18 protein-coding genes are annotated in these 19,313 nt (G+C 34.7%); 16 read left to right on the top strand and 2 right to left on the bottom strand.

Annotated features, from left to right (window positions below):
• The first annotated feature begins 4 nt into the window (after positions 1-4).
• The 5 genes from FDM27_RS11570 (at position 5) to FDM27_RS11550 (ending at position 4,925) form a co-directional block, all read left to right on the top strand.
• The gene (locus tag FDM27_RS11570; protein ID WP_140486655.1) at positions 5-1,555 is read left to right on the top strand and encodes a glycoside hydrolase 43 family protein; all 1,551 of its coding nucleotides are present in this window, start codon (positions 5-7) and stop codon (positions 1,553-1,555) included.
• 50 nt (positions 1,556-1,605) lie between these two features.
• Positions 1,606-2,958 carry a glycoside hydrolase family 28 protein gene (locus FDM27_RS11565; protein ID WP_140486652.1) on the top strand — a complete coding sequence of 451 codons (1,353 nt, stop codon included), beginning with the start codon at positions 1,606-1,608 and terminating at the stop codon, positions 2,956-2,958.
• A 107-nt stretch (positions 2,959-3,065) separates the two neighbouring features.
• Positions 3,066-3,401 (top strand): cupin domain-containing protein, encoded by a 336-nt coding sequence (locus tag FDM27_RS11560; protein ID WP_140486649.1) that lies wholly within the window; start codon positions 3,066-3,068, stop codon positions 3,399-3,401.
• A gap of 36 nt (positions 3,402-3,437) precedes the next feature.
• A complete protein-coding gene (locus FDM27_RS11555; protein ID WP_140486646.1) occupies positions 3,438-4,109 on the top strand; it encodes a DUF1080 domain-containing protein in 672 nt (223 codons plus the stop codon).
• 24 nt (positions 4,110-4,133) lie between these two features.
• Complete coding sequence (locus tag FDM27_RS11550) at positions 4,134-4,925, top strand: O-methyltransferase (protein WP_140486643.1); 792 nt, start codon at positions 4,134-4,136, stop codon at positions 4,923-4,925.
• A gap of 61 nt (positions 4,926-4,986) precedes the next feature.
• Here the strand turns inward: FDM27_RS11550 and FDM27_RS11545 are convergent, their stop codons facing one another.
• On the bottom strand, positions 4,987-5,652 hold the full coding sequence (locus tag FDM27_RS11545; RefSeq protein WP_140486641.1) for a hypothetical protein: 666 nt from the start codon (positions 5,650-5,652) through the stop codon (positions 4,987-4,989).
• A gap of 294 nt (positions 5,653-5,946) precedes the next feature.
• On the opposite strand from FDM27_RS11545, the gene FDM27_RS11540 reads away from it, so the two are divergent.
• From FDM27_RS11540 to FDM27_RS11500, 10 genes are all read left to right on the top strand, one after another.
• Complete coding sequence (locus FDM27_RS11540) at positions 5,947-6,633, top strand: ABC transporter ATP-binding protein (RefSeq protein ID WP_071183531.1); 687 nt, start codon at positions 5,947-5,949, stop codon at positions 6,631-6,633.
• A 78-nt stretch (positions 6,634-6,711) separates the two neighbouring features.
• Positions 6,712-7,281, top strand: a complete 570-nt coding sequence (locus FDM27_RS11535) for a cob(I)yrinic acid a,c-diamide adenosyltransferase (RefSeq protein WP_140486638.1) — start codon at positions 6,712-6,714, stop codon at positions 7,279-7,281.
• A 186-nt stretch (positions 7,282-7,467) separates the two neighbouring features.
• Positions 7,468-7,689, top strand: coding sequence for a DUF2795 domain-containing protein (locus FDM27_RS11530; protein ID WP_007138072.1), 222 nt, complete (start codon positions 7,468-7,470; stop codon positions 7,687-7,689).
• An 81-nt stretch (positions 7,690-7,770) separates the two neighbouring features.
• Positions 7,771-11,118 carry a preprotein translocase subunit SecA gene (gene secA / locus FDM27_RS11525; protein ID WP_071183533.1) on the top strand — a complete coding sequence of 1,116 codons (3,348 nt, stop codon included), beginning with the start codon at positions 7,771-7,773 and terminating at the stop codon, positions 11,116-11,118.
• A gap of 259 nt (positions 11,119-11,377) precedes the next feature.
• Positions 11,378-11,998, top strand: coding sequence for a CPBP family intramembrane glutamic endopeptidase (locus FDM27_RS11520; RefSeq protein ID WP_140486635.1), 621 nt, complete (start codon positions 11,378-11,380; stop codon positions 11,996-11,998).
• Positions 11,999-12,225: 227 nt separating this feature from the next.
• Positions 12,226-12,387, top strand: coding sequence for a hypothetical protein (locus FDM27_RS16080; RefSeq protein WP_181161665.1), 162 nt, complete (start codon positions 12,226-12,228; stop codon positions 12,385-12,387).
• Positions 12,388-12,461: 74 nt separating this feature from the next.
• Positions 12,462-12,824 carry a DUF805 domain-containing protein gene (locus FDM27_RS16280; protein ID WP_140486631.1) on the top strand — a complete coding sequence of 121 codons (363 nt, stop codon included), beginning with the start codon at positions 12,462-12,464 and terminating at the stop codon, positions 12,822-12,824.
• A 176-nt stretch (positions 12,825-13,000) separates the two neighbouring features.
• On the top strand, positions 13,001-13,378 hold the full coding sequence (locus FDM27_RS11510) for a hypothetical protein (RefSeq protein ID WP_140486627.1): 378 nt from the start codon (positions 13,001-13,003) through the stop codon (positions 13,376-13,378).
• A 93-nt stretch (positions 13,379-13,471) separates the two neighbouring features.
• Positions 13,472-15,658 (top strand): TonB-dependent receptor, encoded by a 2,187-nt coding sequence (locus tag FDM27_RS11505; protein WP_140486624.1) that lies wholly within the window; start codon positions 13,472-13,474, stop codon positions 15,656-15,658.
• Between the two features lie 84 nt (positions 15,659-15,742).
• A complete protein-coding gene (locus tag FDM27_RS11500) occupies positions 15,743-17,338 on the top strand; it encodes a PepSY-associated TM helix domain-containing protein (RefSeq protein WP_140486621.1) in 1,596 nt (531 codons plus the stop codon).
• 139 nt (positions 17,339-17,477) lie between these two features.
• Here the strand turns inward: FDM27_RS11500 and FDM27_RS11495 are convergent, their stop codons facing one another.
• Positions 17,478-18,143, bottom strand: coding sequence for a TrmH family RNA methyltransferase (locus FDM27_RS11495; protein ID WP_140486618.1), 666 nt, complete (start codon positions 18,141-18,143; stop codon positions 17,478-17,480).
• A 207-nt stretch (positions 18,144-18,350) separates the two neighbouring features.
• Between FDM27_RS11495 and FDM27_RS11490 the strand changes: the two genes are divergently transcribed.
• On the top strand, positions 18,351-19,046 hold the full coding sequence (locus tag FDM27_RS11490) for an SIR2 family NAD-dependent protein deacylase (RefSeq protein WP_140486616.1): 696 nt from the start codon (positions 18,351-18,353) through the stop codon (positions 19,044-19,046).
• The last annotated feature ends 267 nt before the right edge of the window (positions 19,047-19,313 follow it).

The following is a 19,313-nucleotide window of genomic DNA, read 5'->3' as shown; positions in this document are numbered from 1 at the left end:
ATAAATGCGAAACAACATACTTGCTTTATATTTCATTGTACTTATTTCAACACTAACCTATAGTCAAAAAAGAGGTTCTTGGGGAGATCAGGGAAATGGAACTTATATTAATCCCATTATAAATGCTGATTATTCCGACCCGGATGTGATTCGGGTTGGAAATAAATATTACATGATTTGTTCTGAATTTCATTATATGGGTATGACTATTCAGGAATCAGAGGATATGGTTAATTGGAAAATTATTGGCCAAATATACAATCGCCTAGATTTTCCTGCTTACGATGCTTTTAAAAGATACGCTGGAGGCAGTTGGGCTCCGGCAATTCTTTTTCACGACAATAAATTCTGGGTTTATTTTTGCACTATCAATGAAGGATTATTTATGACCAGTGCCAATAATCCCGAAGGTCCGTGGTCTCCACTTCTACTCGTAAAAAATATTGAAAAATGGGAAGATCCTTGTCCTTTTTGGGATGATGATGGTCAGGCGTATCTTGGGCATAGTGTACATGGTGCCGGCCCCATCATTATTCATAAAATGAGTGCTGATGGAACAAAATTGCTGGATGAAGGCAAAACAGTTTATACAGGTCCTGTAGCTGAAGGAACTAAAATTTACAAACGCAATAACTATTATTACCTAAGTATTCCGGAAGGTGGAGTTTCCGAAGGATGGCAAACTATTTTACGTTCAAAAAACATTTATGGCCCTTATGAAAAAAGAGTCGTTTTAGAAAAAGGAAGCACTCCCATTAATGGTCCACACCAAGGAGCAATTGTCGACAATCCAAATGGTGAATGGTGGTTTTATCATTTTCAATCAGCAGGTGCTTTAGGTCGTGTATTACATTTACAGCCTATGTTTTGGCATGACGACTGGCCAGTTATTGGAATTGATATTGATCGAAATGGTATTGGCGAACCTGTCTCTGTATGGAAAAAACCGAATATAGAAGGTAACTTTCCAATAATTGCTCCACAATCGGATGATGAATTTAATACTCCACACTTAGGCTTTCAATGGCAATGGAATCATAATCCAATAAATTCAAATTGGTCTTTAAAAGATAAAAAAGGATGGCTGGTATTAAAAGCTAAAAAAGCAACGAATATCATGGAAGCTTACAATACTTTGACTCAAAAAGTAATGGGAAATACTGGAGAAGTTACGGTTCAAATAGACGTTAAAGATATGATTTCAGGACAAAAAGCGGGTTTAAGCAGTATGTCTAAAGTTTACAATTCCATTGGAGTTAAAAATCATCAAGGAAAATTATATGTGTTTTTTGAAGGAAAAGACAAAAAGTACGAAGAAGTTATGATTTCGAATAAAACTATTTTCTTTAAATTAAAACTTGACTTTATACAGCAAAAAAATCATTTCTTTTATAGTACGGATAATAAAAATTTCAAAGCTATTGGACCTGATTTTAATGCCGAATTTAGTTATTGGAAAGGCAGCCGAATAGCATTATTTAGTTATAATGAATTAACAGATGGAGGTTCTACAGCATTTAATTTTTTTCATTACAATTATGACGGTCCTAAATAACTTGGTTCCTTTTTTTATTTTTTTATAATCATTAGTACTATTTCTAAACCATGAAAAAAAACAGTATAATACTTTTCTTTTTACTCTCTTCCCTATTTATCAATGCACAAAATAAATTAGTCTATAATGTTTATGCTTTTGGTGCAAAAGGAGACGGAATAACAAATGATCAAGCTGCTATCCAAAAAGCCATAGATGCCTGCAAAAAAACAGGTGGTACAGTGCTTTTAGAAAAAGGTGTTTTTTTAACTGGCCAACTGCTATTAGTAAACAATTTAACCTTAAAGATTGATACTTCAGCAACTATTTTAGGTATAAAATCGGATGATGAAAAAGATTACCCACATCATCTTATTGATACAAAGTACCCTAATAGAATGCTCGAAGATTGTCAAAGAAGATTAATTTATGGTAACAAAGTTCAGAATGTAACAATAACCGGAGGTGGAACTATTAACGGACAAGGTGATTTTGAGCCCTGGATGCATGTAAAAGAAATAGGCACAGAAAAAGATCGTCCTTCTATCATGGCATTTGTAGGTTGTAACAACATTACCGTATCTAACATAACTCTTGTAAAACCTGCTTGCTGGACTCAGGTTTACATTGAATCGGAAAATATTATTATTCAAAAAATAAAAGTAAACACAGGGCAACTTACACCCAATCGTGATGGTATAGACATTGTTGATTGTCATAAAGTACTTATTGAAGACAGCTATATTGAATCAGAAGATGATGGTATTTGTTTTAAAAGCGGTAGCGAATACGGCTGTAAAGATATCATTGTAAGACGATGTATCTTAGACAAACTAAACGTAAAAGCTGGAAATTGCTTTAAATTAGGTACCGATGGCTTAGGAAGTTTTATGAATTTTGATGTTTCTGAACTTACACTGAAAAACGCCTATCAAAATTCGGCTTTCTGTATAGAATCCATGGATGGAGCGGTAATTGATAATTTAAATTTTCGCGATTGCCAAATTTCAAATTGTGGACAGGCCATTTTTATCCTGTTAGCCGATAGAAAAAGAACCGTTCCTGATAGAAAAACCCGTATTGGAACCATTTCAAATATTTATTTTAAAAATATAACAGGAACTGATTTCACCCAACAATATCCTTCCATTATCACAGGAATAAAAGGACACAACATCCAGAATGTAACTTTTGAAAATCTAAATTTCGAATTGAAAGGAGGAATTCAAACAACCAATCAAACGGTTATGGAATACGATGGAAAATATCCCGAAGGCAGTTATTTTGGGAATACAAATGCGTTTGGCTTTTTTGTGAGACATACCGATACTGTAACTTTTGCAAATTGTAAAATAACTGTAAAATCAGAAGATAAAAGACCTTGGTTAATTCAGGAAGACACTAAAAATGTTCTTATTAAATAGTTAATTTTTCAATTCACAATCCAAAAAGCTTTTACACATAAAAACTAGATGAATTGTGTAATCGAAAAATATTTTAGTACTTTGAGCCTCCTATTTTACAAATACTTATGGAAGTAATAAAAAACAACGAAGGTTTTGAAGCAGTAAATTCAAATCCGTCCTTAATGCGAAAAGTGGTTCATTTGGATCATTTAATGGTAACAATCATTGAATTCCTGAACGGGCCAATGGAAGTTCCAGATCCACCGCACAAACATATTCACGAACAAATTACTTATGTGGCTGCGGGTTCATTGAAGTTTTTTATCGAAGACAGAGAATATCTTTTACAGGAAGGAGATGTTTTTAAAGTAGCATCAAATTTGAATCACAGCATCCAAACCTTAACGGAATATGTAAAATTGGTAGACAGCTTTACTCCGCTTCGAGAAGATTTTATTTAGTCGTATTTCCAATTTCTGAAAATAAAAAACATCCTTATGAATCCTATTTATCGTTTCCTTTTTATCATCCTATTTGTATTTACACAAAACAGTAATGCTCAAAAACGCATTGCTCTTTTTAATCAAAAAGATTTAAAAGGCTGGTATGCTTTTGGCGAAGAAAAAGGCAAACAAACCAATGCTGCTGATCTTTTTTCGGTAAAAAATAATATGATTCGAATGTACGGATCCAAATCGGGCTACCTGATGTCGGAACAATCGTTTCGTAATTTTGAACTAACAGTTGAATACCGATGGAATACCGATGCTAATTTTGTCAAAAAAAACAACAGCAAAAATAGCGGTGTAATGTACCTTGTTCCTGCCGAAACTCCTGATATTTTATGGCCAAAAGGAATCCAGTTCCAAATAAAAGAAGGAGCAACCGGAGATTTTGTTTTTCTTCAGGAAGTTACTTTAAACATTAACGGAACTAAAACTACTCCAGGAAAAAGTGTCGTTTCTAAACGTTTTGCAGATGCCGAAAAAGCTATTGGAGAATGGAACACCTTAGTTGTTATTTCGAAAAATGGAAAAATCACTCAGAAACTAAATGGCAAATTAGTAAATGAAGGCATTGAATCATCGGTTACTGAAGGTCGAATTTTATTGCAATATGAAGGTTTCCCTATTGATTTTAGAAAAGTAAATATTAAAAAACATAAATAATTCAGGCATAAATTCCACTTAGTTATGTTTTTCCAAATTAAAGCGTATCTCAAATTCCTTTGGCATTCTAAAAACGAACATGCGGTGCACTCCCCTTTTGTTTTCAGTTTGATTACCAAATGTTTTTATGACAAAAAGTCAAAACCAGAATATGTTGTTTTAAAAGATTATCGCAACGCTCTCTTACAGAACAAAAATAGCATTGAAATCACTGATTTTGGAGCAGGTTCTAAAGTTTTTAAATCAAATACCAGAGTAATTTCCCAAATAGCTAAAACAGCGGGAATTTCCCCCAAACGCGCCCGATTATTATACCGGATTACGCATTATTTTAAACCGGCAAACATTTTAGAATTAGGTACTTCGCTAGGACTAGCCACTTCTGCCCTGGCTTTAGGATCCCGAAGCCTCGGGACAAAAGCTTCAATTGTAACATTAGAAGGTTGTCCAAATACAATGGCTATTGCAAAAAATCAATTGCAATCATTAAACACCTCTAATGTAAAATGTGTCACAACTGAATTTAAAGATTACCTGCAAATTTGCAATCTGAAATCTGAAATCTATGATCTAATTTACTTCGACGGCAATCACTCTAAAATCGCCACTTTAGATTATTTCGAACTTTTATTACCCACAATTACTAACGATACGGTTTGGATTTTTGACGACATTCATTGGTCAGCCGAAATGGAAGAAGCCTGGGAAATCATTAAAAAACATCCAAAAGTTACGGTAACCATTGACACTTTTCAGTGGGGATTAGTATTCTTTAGAAGAGAACAACCTAAGGAACATTTTATTATTCGTGTATAAAAAAATGACAGCCATTACTGATTGTCATTTTCCTACTAATAATTTCCTTTTATTATAGTAATTACTCTTTGGCTTTAGCCATTTCTTCTGATTTAGCACCTATTCGGTTAACCTTTAACATAGGGGCAAATTTTAATTTTATAGAAGCAATTTTAGCATTATCATCTGAAGATAATCCTTCTTTTTCAACCGTATTTTTTCTACTGTCTAATCCTTCGTACATCAACTTTACTTCATCATAATCTTCTCTTGAAAAATACTCTTTGTTATCCTTATATGATTGAAAAAAAGATTCATATACATCTAAAATATTATCCTTATTTACCCAGGTAAAACTCATATCTTCACCAATTTTTCCATCTCCAAACAAAGTGTTTCTCAATTTTTGTTTAGAATTTACCACTGGATTAGCTGTTGCTTTCGCCGTTTCAATTTTTGCTTTTAAAGCTTCATATTTTGCTCTACTTGCATTAATATCTTCCATTTCTTTAGCGCTCTCTTTTAGATTTACTAAAGCAGTTTCAGCCTCACTTACTCTCAACTGATATACAGCATCAATGGATTCCCAATTTGCTTTAACATCTTCAGCAGAAACATCTTCCAGCGAATCTACATATACTACATATGTTTCAACAGTTTTTTTCGCCTTAACTTCTTTCTCGTCTTTACAAGATGTAAATCCTAAGGCAATCAACGCAACTCCTAATAACAACATACTTCTTTTCATAATTTTGTTTTCTTAAATTTATTTAACAAATCTACATTGGATTGCATCATATTCAATAACAAACCAAAAATTATACAACTAATTAAATAAATTATGATAATCCACTAAAAAAGAACCGAATTATACAAAATACAACCAAAAACAGACAACTATAATAAATTATATTTTAAGTATAAAATGTAGCAAAAATTTTAAAAAACGGTAAATACTGATAATTCAAAAGTCTTTTGTACTTTTAAGCCAAAACTTAAATATCAGGCTGGATTCATCACGGCAGATAAATCTTATATAAAAATGTCAAAACCATTAATCAAAATAACTAATATTAAACGAAATTTTGTGTTGGGAAACGAAATTGTTTATGTTTTAAAAGGAATTAATTTAGAAATCAACAAAGGCGAATATGTAGCACTCATGGGACCCTCAGGTTCCGGAAAATCAACTTTGATGAACCTTTTAGGCTGTTTGGACACTCCTACTTCGGGAACTTATATCTTAAACGGAAAAGATGTCAGCAAAATGAGAGATGACGAACTGGCCGAAATTCGCAATAAAGAAATAGGTTTTGTTTTCCAGACATTCAACTTATTGCCCCGAACCACTGCCTTAGACAATGTAGCATTACCTATGATTTATGCCGGATATCCAAAACCGGAACGTAATAAAAGAGCTGTTGAAGTTTTGCAACAAGTCAATCTGGCCGACAGAATGGATCATCAACCCAACCAACTTTCAGGAGGACAACGCCAGCGTGTAGCGGTGGCTCGTGCCTTGGTCAACAAACCATCTATCATCCTTGCCGATGAACCAACAGGAAATCTCGACTCTAAAACTTCTATCGAAATCATGAATCTTTTTAACGATATTCATGCCAATGGAAATACCGTAATCTTAGTCACACACGAAGAAGAAATTGCTGCCTATGCACACCGCGTTATTCGTTTACGAGACGGCTTGATTGAGAGCGACACCTCTAAATAAATTTAGATTGCAGATTTTAGATTGCAGATTTGATGCTGTAATTCTAAAATCAGAAATCTAAAATCTAAAATTTTTAAAATGAAAATATATACTAAAACAGGAGACAAAGGAACAACCTCACTTTTTGGAGGAACCCGAGTTCCTAAAGATGATATCCGAATAGAAAGCTACGGAACGGTGGACGAATTGAATTCTTATATCGGGTTAATTCGGGATCAGGACATCAATTCGCATTACAAAGAAATTCTGATTGAAATTCAGGATCGCCTGTTTACTGTGGGAGCCATTTTGGCAACACCGGAAGACAAAGCAGTTTTAAAAAACGGCAAAGCCCGATTGCAAAACTTAGGAATTATTGAAGCTGATATCGAATTATTAGAAAAAGAAATTGATGCTATGGAAATGGAGTTGCCTCAAATGACGCATTTTGTTTTACCAGGCGGACATCCTACTGTGTCACATTGTCATATTGCACGCTGTATTTGTCGCCGTGCCGAACGATTGACAGTACATTTAAGTCATAACGAAACTATTCCTGAAATAGTAATCAGCTATTTAAACCGACTTTCTGACTACCTTTTTGTCTTGGCACGAAAGTTGACCCTTGATTTGAACGCTGAGGAAGTAAAATGGATACCGAGGAAATAAATTTCAGATTGAAGATTAACGATTTTTGATTTCAGATGTATTCGCTTTTTACATCAAAAATCGTTAATCTAAATTCAAAAATCAGCAATCAATAAAACGTTCTTAACTTTAACATAAAATAAATGGTTTTTTACTTGTCTTTTTCAGTAAAAAATTTATTTTTGCACAAAACTAAATCGACAAAAGATGTATTGGACATTAGAATTAGCATCCTATCTTAGTGATGCACCGTGGCCTGCTAACAAAGACGAACTTATTGATTACGCTATACGTGCAGGAGCTCCATTAGAAGTAGTAGAGAACCTACAATCTATTGAAGATGAAGGCGAGATATATGAGTCAATGGAAGAAATTTGGCCGGATTACCCTACTGACGAAGATTATCTTTGGAATGAGGATGAATATTAAAAAAACTAAGAAAAAGTCTCAAAAGAGGCTTTTTTTTTGGTTCAACATAGAGATATAATTAATTAGAAATACAAACCTATTATGAGTTTCATAAACAGCATTATTAAAGCTTTTGTCGGAGACAAATCGGAGAAGGATGTTAAAGCTTTACAACCCTATATTAATAAAATAAAAACTTTTGAAAGCAGCCTGACTGCTTTGTCTAATGACGAACTTAGAGGAAGAACTATCTATTTTAAAGATGCCATCAAACAAGCCCGTGCTGCTGCTGACAACAAAATAGAAGCTTTAAAAGCTGAGGTAGAAAGCATTGAGGATATTGATAAAAGAGAAGATATTTATGTAGAGATTGATAATCTTGAAAAAGAAGCTTATACTATTTCTGAAAAAACCTTAATGGATATTCTTCCGGAAGCTTTTGCTGTGGTAAAAGAAACTGCCAGACGTTTCAAAGAAAACGAAGAAATCACGGTTACTGCAACTGCAAAAGACCGCGAATTTTCAGCTACAAAAACCTATGTTTCCATTGAAGGGGACAAGGCTATTTGGTTAAACAAATGGAACGCTGCCGGTAAAGAAATTACCTGGGATATGATTCACTATGATGTGCAATTAATAGGTGGTATGGTTTTACACCAAGGTAAAATTGCCGAAATGCAAACAGGTGAAGGGAAAACTTTAGTAGCTACCCTGCCTTTGTACTTAAACGCATTGACCGGAAACGGAGTTCACTTAGTAACGGTGAATGACTATTTGGCTAAACGTGATAGCACCTGGAAAGCACCTTTATTTGAATTCCACGGTTTGACTGTTGACTGTATTGACAATCACCAACCGAACTCAGAAGGCAGAAAAAAAGCATACGATGCTGATATTACTTATGGTACCAATAACGAATTTGGTTTTGACTACCTGAGAGACAACATGGCGCATTCGCCATCTGATTTGGTACAAAGAAAACACAACTACGCTATTGTCGATGAGGTAGATTCTGTATTAATTGATGATGCCCGTACACCATTGATTATTTCTGGTCCGGTTCCACAAGGAGACCGTCACGAGTTCAACGAATTAAAACCAAAAATCGAAACCCTTGTTGGATTGCAACGTCAATTAGCAACAGGTTTCTTAACTGAGGCTAAAAAACTAATCAAAGAAGGAAACACTAAAGATGGTGGTTTCATGCTTTTAAGAGCTTACAGAAGCTTACCTAAAAACAAAGCTTTGATTAAGTTTTTAAGTGAAGAAGGAATCAAACAATTACTTCAAAAAACCGAAAACCAATACATGCAGGACAACAACCGCGAAATGCCAAAGGTTGACGAAGCATTGTATTTTGTTATCGAAGAAAAAAACAATCAGGTAGAATTGACTGATAACGGAATAAAATTCCTTTCAGGAGATACTGATGCTGACTTTTTCGTTTTACCGGACATTGGAACTGAAATTGCCAATATCGAAAAGAAAAAATTAGACAAAGACGCTGAAGCCGAAGAAAAAGAAAGATTATTCCAGGACTTTGGTATCAAAAGCGAGCGTATCCATACTTTAACGCAGCTTTTAAAAGCCTATACTTTATTCGAAAAAGATGTAGAATACGTAATCATGGACAACAAAATTTTGATTGTCGATGAGCAAACAGGACGTATCATGGACGGTCGTCGTTATTCTGACGGATTACACCAGGCTATTGAGGCTAAAGAGAACGTAAAAATCGAGGCTGCTACCCAAACTTTTGCAACGGTAACTTTGCAAAACTACTTCAGAATGTACAACAAACTGGGCGGAATGACCGGTACTGCTGTTACTGAAGCAGGCGAATTGTGGCAAATCTACAAATTAGACGTGGTTGAAATTCCAACAAACCGTCCAATTGCACGAAAAGACAAAGAAGATTTTATCTATAAAACAACTCGTGAAAAATTCAATGCCGTTATCGAAGATGTAACCGAATTATCTAAAGCAGGTCGTCCGGTTCTTATCGGTACAACTTCTGTTGAAATCTCTGAATTATTAAGCCGTATGTTGAAAATGCGTGGTGTAACTCACAACGTATTGAATGCTAAAATGCACAAGCAGGAAGCTCAAATTGTTGAAGAAGCAGGAAAAGCCGGTGTGGTAACGATTGCTACTAACATGGCGGGTCGTGGTACCGATATTAAATTATCTCCAGAGGTAAAAGCTGCCGGTGGATTAGCCATTGTAGGTACTGAGCGTCATGATTCACGTCGTGTGGATCGTCAGTTACGTGGTCGTGCCGGGCGTCAGGGAGATCCGGGAAGTTCTCAATTTTATGTTTCTTTGGAAGATAACCTGATGCGTTTATTTGGTTCTGAAAGAGTAGCTAAAGTAATGGACAGAATGGGATTGGAAGAAGGTGAAGTAATCCAACATTCGATGATGACTAAATCTATCGAGCGTGCTCAGAAAAAAGTAGAAGAAAACAACTTTGGGGTTCGTAAACGTTTATTAGAATACGATGACGTAATGAATGCGCAACGTGAAGTAGTTTACAAACGTCGTCGTCATGCTTTGTTTGGTGAGCGTTTAAAACTGGATATCGCTAATATGTTGTATGATACCTGCGAATTATTTGTTCAAAATACCAAAGCAGCTAATGATTACAAAACTTTTGAATTTGATCTAATCCGTTATTTCTCTATCACCTCTCCGGTAACTGAGGCTGAATTCCAGAAATTAAACGAAATCGAGTTAACCGGAAAAGTTTACAAAGAAGCTTTAAAATACTATACTGAAAAATGTGAGCGCAGCGCCAGAGAAGCTTTCCCTATCGTGAAAAACATTTTCGAAGATCCAAACAATCAGTTTGAGCGCATTATCGTTCCGTTTACTGACGGTGTAAAAACCCTAAGCGTGGTAACTGATTTGAAAAAAGCTTACGAAACAGAAGGAAGACAATTAGTAGCCGATTTCGAGAAAAACATTACACTATCTATTGTGGATGAAGCCTGGAAAAAACACTTGCGCAAAATGGACGAATTGAAACAATCGGTTCAGTTAGCTGTTCACGAACAAAAAGATCCATTGCTTATCTATAAATTCGAAGCTTTCAATTTATTCAACAGCATGTTGAACGGAATCAACAAAGAGGTAATTTCATTCTTGTTCAAAGGAGATTTACCACAGCAATCGGCTCCGGAAATTGAAGAAGCCAGAGAAGTAGTTCGTCCAAAAGAAAAATTACAATTGACTAAAGACGAAATTCCAAATAGCGAAAGCGCTAACCGTGAAGCTGGCGAAACACAACAACGTCAGGTAACGGAAACTATCGTAAGAGAAATGCCAAAAATCAATCGCAACGATACCGTAACTTTACAACAAATAGCTACCGGAAAAACGGAATCTATGAAATACAAAAAAGCAGAAGCTTTATTAGCAACTGGAGAATGGGTTATTGTTAACGAATAGTTTTCAGAAAACAGTATTCAGTCGGCAGTTTGCAGACCGCATAAATAAAGAAAATCCTCGATGAAAGTCGGGGATTTTTTTGTTTTAGGAGCAGTACTTTTTAGGTTTTCTATGAGCATCCCTCCCGCTATCGCCTTTATCTCTTGGTCCCGAAAGGTCGAGACTCGAGGATATCGGCTCTATCGGGGCTAGGTTAGAATTTATTCTATTTATAAGATAATTTGTATATATTTGAAATTCATTCTAAAGTAAATACATAATGAAAACTTCACAAAGAAGAAAAACTGCACTTATATTGATATCAATGTCGATTCCCATGTTCATTCCGTTATTAATGCAGATGCTGGGATATCGATTGGTAATATTCAATAATATTGGATTAGACGAAAATAATTTAGCGCCTTGGTATGCATGGATTACTGCTTTAGTAGTGACTTTATCATATGTTTTATATACTTTTAAAAAGATACCTTTTGTTTATGAAATGCAAAAGGAAGTTTCTTTATTTAAATTAATAGGACTACTATCAGTAATAGGAGGTTTGATTGAGGAATTGGTATTTAGACAGTGGTTGATGGATGTATTAGATTCTAAAGGATATGGCATAATTATTCAAATACTAATTTCAGGTATTCTGTTTGCATTAATACATATCGCTTGGGTAATTTTTAGCAGAGATAAGAAATTTTTATTTGGAGCTTTTATTTCAACTTTTCTTCTCGGAACATTATTAGCAATTGTATATTTGATTGGTAATAGAAATGTTGGTCCTTGTATAATTTCTCATGCTTTGATAAATATAATAATTGAACCTTGGTTATTATTGGCAGCTATTTCGAAAGATTGGAAAACAAAAAGAGCCTCAATTGCCCAGTTATAAACAAACGATTACCGCAGAATTTCATTCTGTGCCCGCAACAATGAGCAAAACACTTTGTAGAGTTACTGGATGAGATTGCTTCGTTCCTCGCAATGACATAGTACGCAATTTAAGTCATTGCGAGCGATAGCGAAGCAATCACACTTAGCTAAGACAATAATAAACTGAAACTTTTAAAAGAAACCCATAAATTAAAACAGCATACCATTATACTCAAACATAAACTTATGAAAAAACTAATTTTACTATTTGGAATATTAATCGGAATGAATAGTATTTCCTGTTCAAAAGATGATGACAAAATTCCTTGTTCTCAATTAAATATTCACAGTCAAGAAGATCTTACTTGTGAAGAAGTTGCTAAACAATATGATTGTAGTTGTAAATAATCCCGCTCGCTCGGATATGTACAAACGTTAGCGCAGAATTACATTCTGTGCCCGCAACAATAAAAAAAGTTAGTATGATAAACCATTTGAAAAACATATTGTTTTTCTATTCTTCTTTTTCTGGAAAATCTGGAAGAATTGAGTTTGGAATCTATTTCATGATTTACAGCATTTTACAAATAATTATGATTAATTTATATTCCAGAATAAATTTAGATAATGAAGAAATACTAAATTTATTTTATGTCGATTTAATCTTATTGCTACAATTTATCCCAATGCAAGCTGTAACTACAAGAAGATTAAGAGATCTAAATATAAATACAACCTTAATTATTATAAATTTCATTCCAATTATAAGTCTTATTTTTAAAATCTATTTAGCTGTTGCAAAACCTAAACCTAGCCTCGACCACTCGGATTTATACAAACGTTAGCAGAATTGTATTCTGTGCCCGCAACAATGAGCAAAACATTTTGTCGAGTTACTTAATGAGATTCCTCATTCTTCGGAATAGCAAGATTGCGGTAATGCTCAAGGATTTTCTGTTAAAAAAACGCCCTAAAAAAATATTTATCCCTACTTTTGCATTCGGAAACAAAAAAGCACTTTTTGAAGTCATTATTTAGCATAGTACTTTCTATTCTTTTATTACTACCGTCTTTTGGTAGTTTCTTTGTTTATACTTCATTCAAATTAAATCAGGACGAAATAGCAAAAACCATTTGTGTACAACGAAAATTGGTAAACAACAGTTGTAATGGTCGATGCGAATTGCAAAAAAGCCTAAAAAAATACGAAGACAACGAAAAAAAGATGCAAAACAATCTGGACAACAAAGTAGATTTAGTTTTCATTCAAAACATTGTTTTCGCTGATTTTAAAACAATCACAGTTACACCTATAGAAAAACCTAATTTCTATACTCTGGAAAAGAAAACCATTTCGGTTTCGCTTCCTTCCTTTCGACCTCCTTCCTATTTGATATAAATTCTAAAATCGCTTTTCAATACTTATTGAACTGACTTTTCTTGGATGAAATCCAAGAAATCAATCCTATTTTTAAAATTTATATCATTTAAAATGAAAAATATATTCTTGGCTTTCCTTATCATAAGCCAATTTGTTCTTGCTCAAAACAAAAATAAAATCGATACCACTAAAGTTGTAGAATTAGACAATGTTTTTGTAACTGCCAATCGTACTGCCACACAACGTAAGGAAACCCCAGTTGCCATTAGCAAATTAACCGCTAAAACCATCAACGAAACCAAGGCTGTAGCTGCTTATGAACTGGTAAATAAAACTCCCGGAGCGTTAATGGTAAATCTGGGAAACGAACAACACATGATGGCTATTCGCCAACCTATGACTACTAATGCTTATTATTTATACCTTGAAGACGGTTTGCCTATTCGTCCCATGGGAATTTTTAATCACAACGCTTTATTAGAAATCAATCAGTTCAATCTGGAAAGTATCGAAGTGGTTAAAGGCCCTGTTTCATCACTTTATGGTCCTGAAGCTGTAGGCGGAACGATTAATTTGATTTCACAAAAACCTTCTTTTAATCCCGAATTCAAATTTGGTATTCAGGCTGATCAATGGGGATACAAAAGATTTCAGGCTGCCGGTGGAGCTACCATTGGAAAAATTGGTTTTCATATTGTAGGAATTTCCAGCTTACAGGAAAACGGCTGGATGACTTTTTCAGATTACAACAAAGACAATTTGAACATCCGAATTGATTACAATATCAATACAAATACCCGATTAATCAGCAATACGATGTGGGGAAAATACTATTCGGATATGAGTGGTGGTGTTAATGAAAATGATTTTTACAATCGGGATTACAAAAGCACTTCTGATTTTACCTATAGAAAATCGGATGCTTTGCGCACCAGATTGACACTGGAACACGACTGGAATGAAAACGCCAGTAGCTATTTGACGACTTATCACAGAGACAATAAACTAGGACAAAATCCTTCTTATGGAATTCGCTGGAGTGCCGATCCAACTAAAAAAGACATTTATTATCCAACGCAAAATAACAATCCTGAATTAGCCTATGGAGAAATCAATTCGAATAATTTTAAAAGTTACGGACTTGTTGGACAACACACTCAAAAATTTGACTTCCTAAATACAAAATTGGTTGCGGGAGCACTTTATGATTTTTCGCCGGTAAGCTATTGGGCATACCGAACGGATTTAAAAGCCAACTTAAATCCGGGTGGATTGACCGTAAACAATTATGAAGTGATAGCCGAACGTCCTGATGTAAAAATATCCGATTATACTGCTGATATTTATAATGCTGCCGGATATGCACAATTGAGTTTTAATCCTTTCGAAAAATTTATTATATCATTAGGTGGTCGTTACGACAATATGAAAGTGGATTACGCCAACGCTTTAGACCAATCTACAGGTGATAAAATATATGATCGATTTACGTTTAAAGTTGGAGCTAATTACAATCCGTTTGACAATGCCGGATTTTATGGCAATTATTCACAGGGATTTTCACCGCCCAACATCACTTCGATTTTTAGAGCCAAACCCCGAACTGGAGGAACTACAGGAATTCCGGCTGAGTTTTATTACAATTTAAAACCGGCTACTTTTGAAAATTATGAAATTGGAGGCTGGATTTCTTTGTTTGAAAACAAATTAAATTTTGACTATGCCTTGTATTACATGGATGGTAAAAACGAATTATTAAATGTCAGACTGGAAAACAATGATACCGACTATCGTTCGGCCGGAGAAACACGCCATAAGGGAATTGAATTTGGAGTAAGCTACAAACCCTCACAACAAATCAATTTCAGATTAGGAGGAACTTACGCACAACATACCTTTATTGATTTTGAAGTTTCGGACAAATCTACTGATGCTTTACAAAATCTAAACGGAAAAGAAATGCCTAATGCACCCAGATGGTCCGGTAATTCAGAAATCAGTTATTACCCAAATTGGTTACCCAATTTCAGAACTGCCCTCGAATGGCAACTTGTAAGCAGTTATTACCAAGACCAGGTTAACACTGTAAAATATTCGGGTTACGATGTTTTTAATTTTAGAGCCGGCTACCAATGGAAAGGCATTGAAATTTACGGAAACATCATCAACTTAACCGATAAATTATATGCCTACAACGTATCCAGGGCTAACCTTAGCACATCACAACCTGCTTATTTGGCAGCTGCTCCCAGAACTTTTTTATTGGGAATACAATATAATTTTTCACTAAAAAAATAATTCCAACAACTTAAAAAATTAAACCATTAAGAAACTAATAAAATTAAGTTTTAAGCTTAACTTCTTAATGATGAATATCCTAAAATGAGCAAGAAAAACAACAAGAAGAAAGACTCTAAAATAGTCAAAAAAATCAAACAGAATATGTACCAATGGCATCGTACCATTGGGATTATCACCATCATTCCTGTTATTTTCTGGACTTTATCAGGACTGATGCACCCGTTTATGGCGCATTTTTTCAAACCTGAAATTGCTAATGATAAATTAGCTTTTGAAACTATTGCACAAGAAAAATTACCGCTTTCTATTCAGGAAGTTTTAGAAAAAAACAAAATTCAGCAGTTTGTCAATTTCCGAATTGTTTCTTTTAACAATACTACTTTTTATCAGGTAAAAAACCTGATTGGCGATTTATTGTATTTTGACACTTCAAACGGAAAAGAACTCAAAAACGGAGACGAAATCTATGCCGAATGGTTGTCACGTTATTTCTTAGACGATCAAAAAAGCACTGTAAAAAAGAGCGAAATCATCACCGAATTTGACAATCAGTACAAATATGTCAATCGTTATTTGCCAGTTTACAAAGTAACTCTGGATCGTGCTGATACTATGGAAGTGTATGTAGAAACTTCATCCAGTAAATTAGCCACTTACAATCCTACATCGAGACAATTTTTCATCTGGTTTTTTGATGTTTTTCACAACTGGTCGTTTATCGATGCTATCAGTAACAATAGTATCCGTATTATTACGATGATTTTCTTGTTGTCTATCATTGGATTTTCGGCCATTAGCGGTATTGTGATTTATGGATTTTTCTGGAAACAGTTCAAAAAAACAGACAGCTTAGAGTCTAAAAAAGGCATCCGAAAATACCATCGCCAAATTGGGATTTGGGTTTCGCTTTTCACGCTAACCTTTGCTTTTAGCGGTGCTTATCACGCTACAACCAAATGGGATCCGTACACTTTAGACCAAATGGTTTACGAGCCAACTTTTAAAACCAAGGAAATTGGATTAGGGAATAACAAACTCGATTTAGACTGGAATCGTTTTCAAAATGCAAGTCTTATTACATTTAATGACAGCACTTACTACCGTTGTCAACTGGAAGAAAAAGAAACCGGGAAATTCAAAAAACCAAAACCGGATTCGAATTCGAAATGGAATAAAAAAGAAGGTCCAAAAACTGAAGTAGTCTATATCAATGCTACAACAAACAAAATTGTTCCAAATCTGGACTTACAATACGCTGAATTTCTGGCCTTTTATTTTACCGATGGTGCTCCAAAAGCTGCTTGTTGCGAAATGATGTCACCGGAAATCCCGGAAGAATCGGAAGTTTCTTTGGAAAACGTAAAATTGTTAGAATCTAAAGTTTTAACTGACTTTGAAAGCAGAGAATACGGCTTTGTCAACAAACGTTTGCCCGTAGTAAAACTGGCTTATGACACTCCTGAAAAAACAACTTATTTTATAGAAACCGCAACATCAAGATTAGCCGCCATCGTAAAAAACTCAGATATGGTTGAAGGTTATTCCTTTGCCATTTTACACAAATTTTTGTTTATGGACTGGGCCGGGAAAAACATCCGCGACCTGACAATGGTTTTGGCTGCACTTTGTATTTTAATTGTAAGCGTGTTGGGATTAATTATGTTTATAAAGAAATAGAAATATATTTTTACCGCAAAGTTCGCTAAGTTTTTTTTGTAAGTTGTGTTATGAAAACACAAAGGACACAAAGCTTTGCGAACTTTGCGTTTTTATTTAAACCTAGCTAACAATTCTTTGTGTGCTTTGTGGTTAAAACTCAAACTTTAGGATTTTCTTCAAAATATCTCGCTTCAATTCGTTTAATATCTTTTATCGATTTTCGAGCCCAATCCAAACGCTTTTCCAGAATCTCATCTGCTGATAATTTCCAGTCGATGTCCGAGCGTCTCAGTCTATTGGTTAAATCCTGAATAATAATCGCAGCCGAAACTGAAATATTCAAACTCTCGGTAAAACCAACCATTGGAATTTTCAGGTAACCATCGGCATTTTGCATCACCTCTTCCGATAATCCTTCTTTTTCGGTTCCAAAAAATATGGCGCTGGGTTTTGAAATATCAAACTTTTCCAGTGTACAATCCTGCTCATGTGGAGTTGTGGCTATAATTTGGTAGCCCTGCTCTTTCAAAGAAGCAATACAACCGGAAACCGAATCATGTCTGTTGATATCGACCCATTTTTGAGCTCCCATCGCAATTTGTTTGTCGATTCGTTTTCCAAAACGTTCTTCGATAACATTCAATTCCTGAATCCCAAAAACCTCGCAACTGCGCATTACCGCAGAGGTATTGTGCAACTGATAAACGTCTTCTACAGCAACCGTAAAATGCTTGGTTCGTTTTTCCAATACTTCTAAAAAACGCTCTTTACGATTATCCGTTAATATGGTTTCAAGGTAAGTGAGGTAATCAATATCAATCATTATGTTTCTTTATTTTGTCGGCAAAAATAGTAAAAAAGAAAAAAGCCACGAACACAACTATTTCTTTATGATTGAAAACTAAAGTTCATTTACAAACTCGTTCTGCTATTTATTAAACACAAATTAGCACTAATTAATTTGTGTTAATTTGTGTAATTTGCGGTTAATTTTTTTACATTAAGAATTCATAATATCCCTCAAATAAACATGAAAAAAAAATTAGTCGTTTTAACCGGAGCGGGCATCAGTGCCGAAAGTGGTTTAAAAACTTTTAGAGACAGCAATGGTCTTTGGGAAGGACATGACATCATGGATGTAGCTTCGCCGGAGGGATGGCGAAAAAATCCCGAATTGGTCTTGGATTTTTATAACCAGAGAAGACGTCAACTCAAGGAAGTAAAACCTAATTTGGGACACAGGGAATTAGCCCAGCTTCAAATTCATTTTGACGTTCATATCATTACCCAAAATGTAGACGATTTACACGAACGCGCCGGAAGCAAAAAAGTGTTGCATTTGCATGGTGAACTTTTAAAAGTAAGAAGTACCAAAAATTCCAAATTCATTTTAGAGTGGGAAGGCGATTTAAAACTAGGCGACGTAGACAGTCAAAAATACCAATTACGCCCGCATATTGTGTGGTTTGGTGAGGCGGTTCCTGCTTTTGATGAAGCCATTGCCATAACTGAAACCGCCGATTATTTTGCCGTTATCGGGACTTCGTTACAGGTGTATCCTGCGGCAGGATTAATTGATTTTGTACCTGCAAATATCCCTGTTTTTTATATTGATCCTAAACCAGCCTATATTCCTAATCTTAAAAACCCGTTGGAGACAATTCCCTTGCAGGCCACAGAGGGAATCCCGTTCTTAAAAAATAGATTACTAGCCGAATTTCAATAAGGTAAAACAACTATACGTTACTAATACCAATTGAGTTTTTGCCACAAATTCACTAATTATTTTTTGAATTAGACATTTTAAATTTCACTAATTACAATTAAATTCATTGATTATTTGTGTCATAACAGAAGGAATTATTCGTGCATTCGTGGCTAAAAAAACAGTCTATAAAACCAATTTTCAATGACTTTTTAAAAACTCAATCTGTGATAATCTGTAAAAATCCGCTTCATCTGCGTTCCATTTTTATTATCATGAAAATCAATT

The organism is Flavobacterium sp. GSA192 (assembly GCF_006386525.1).
Classification (GTDB): Bacteria; Bacteroidota; Bacteroidia; order Flavobacteriales; family Flavobacteriaceae; genus Flavobacterium; species Flavobacterium commune.
Note: the sequence above shows the minus strand (reverse complement) of the source record. Positions and strands in the feature narration are given on the sequence as shown.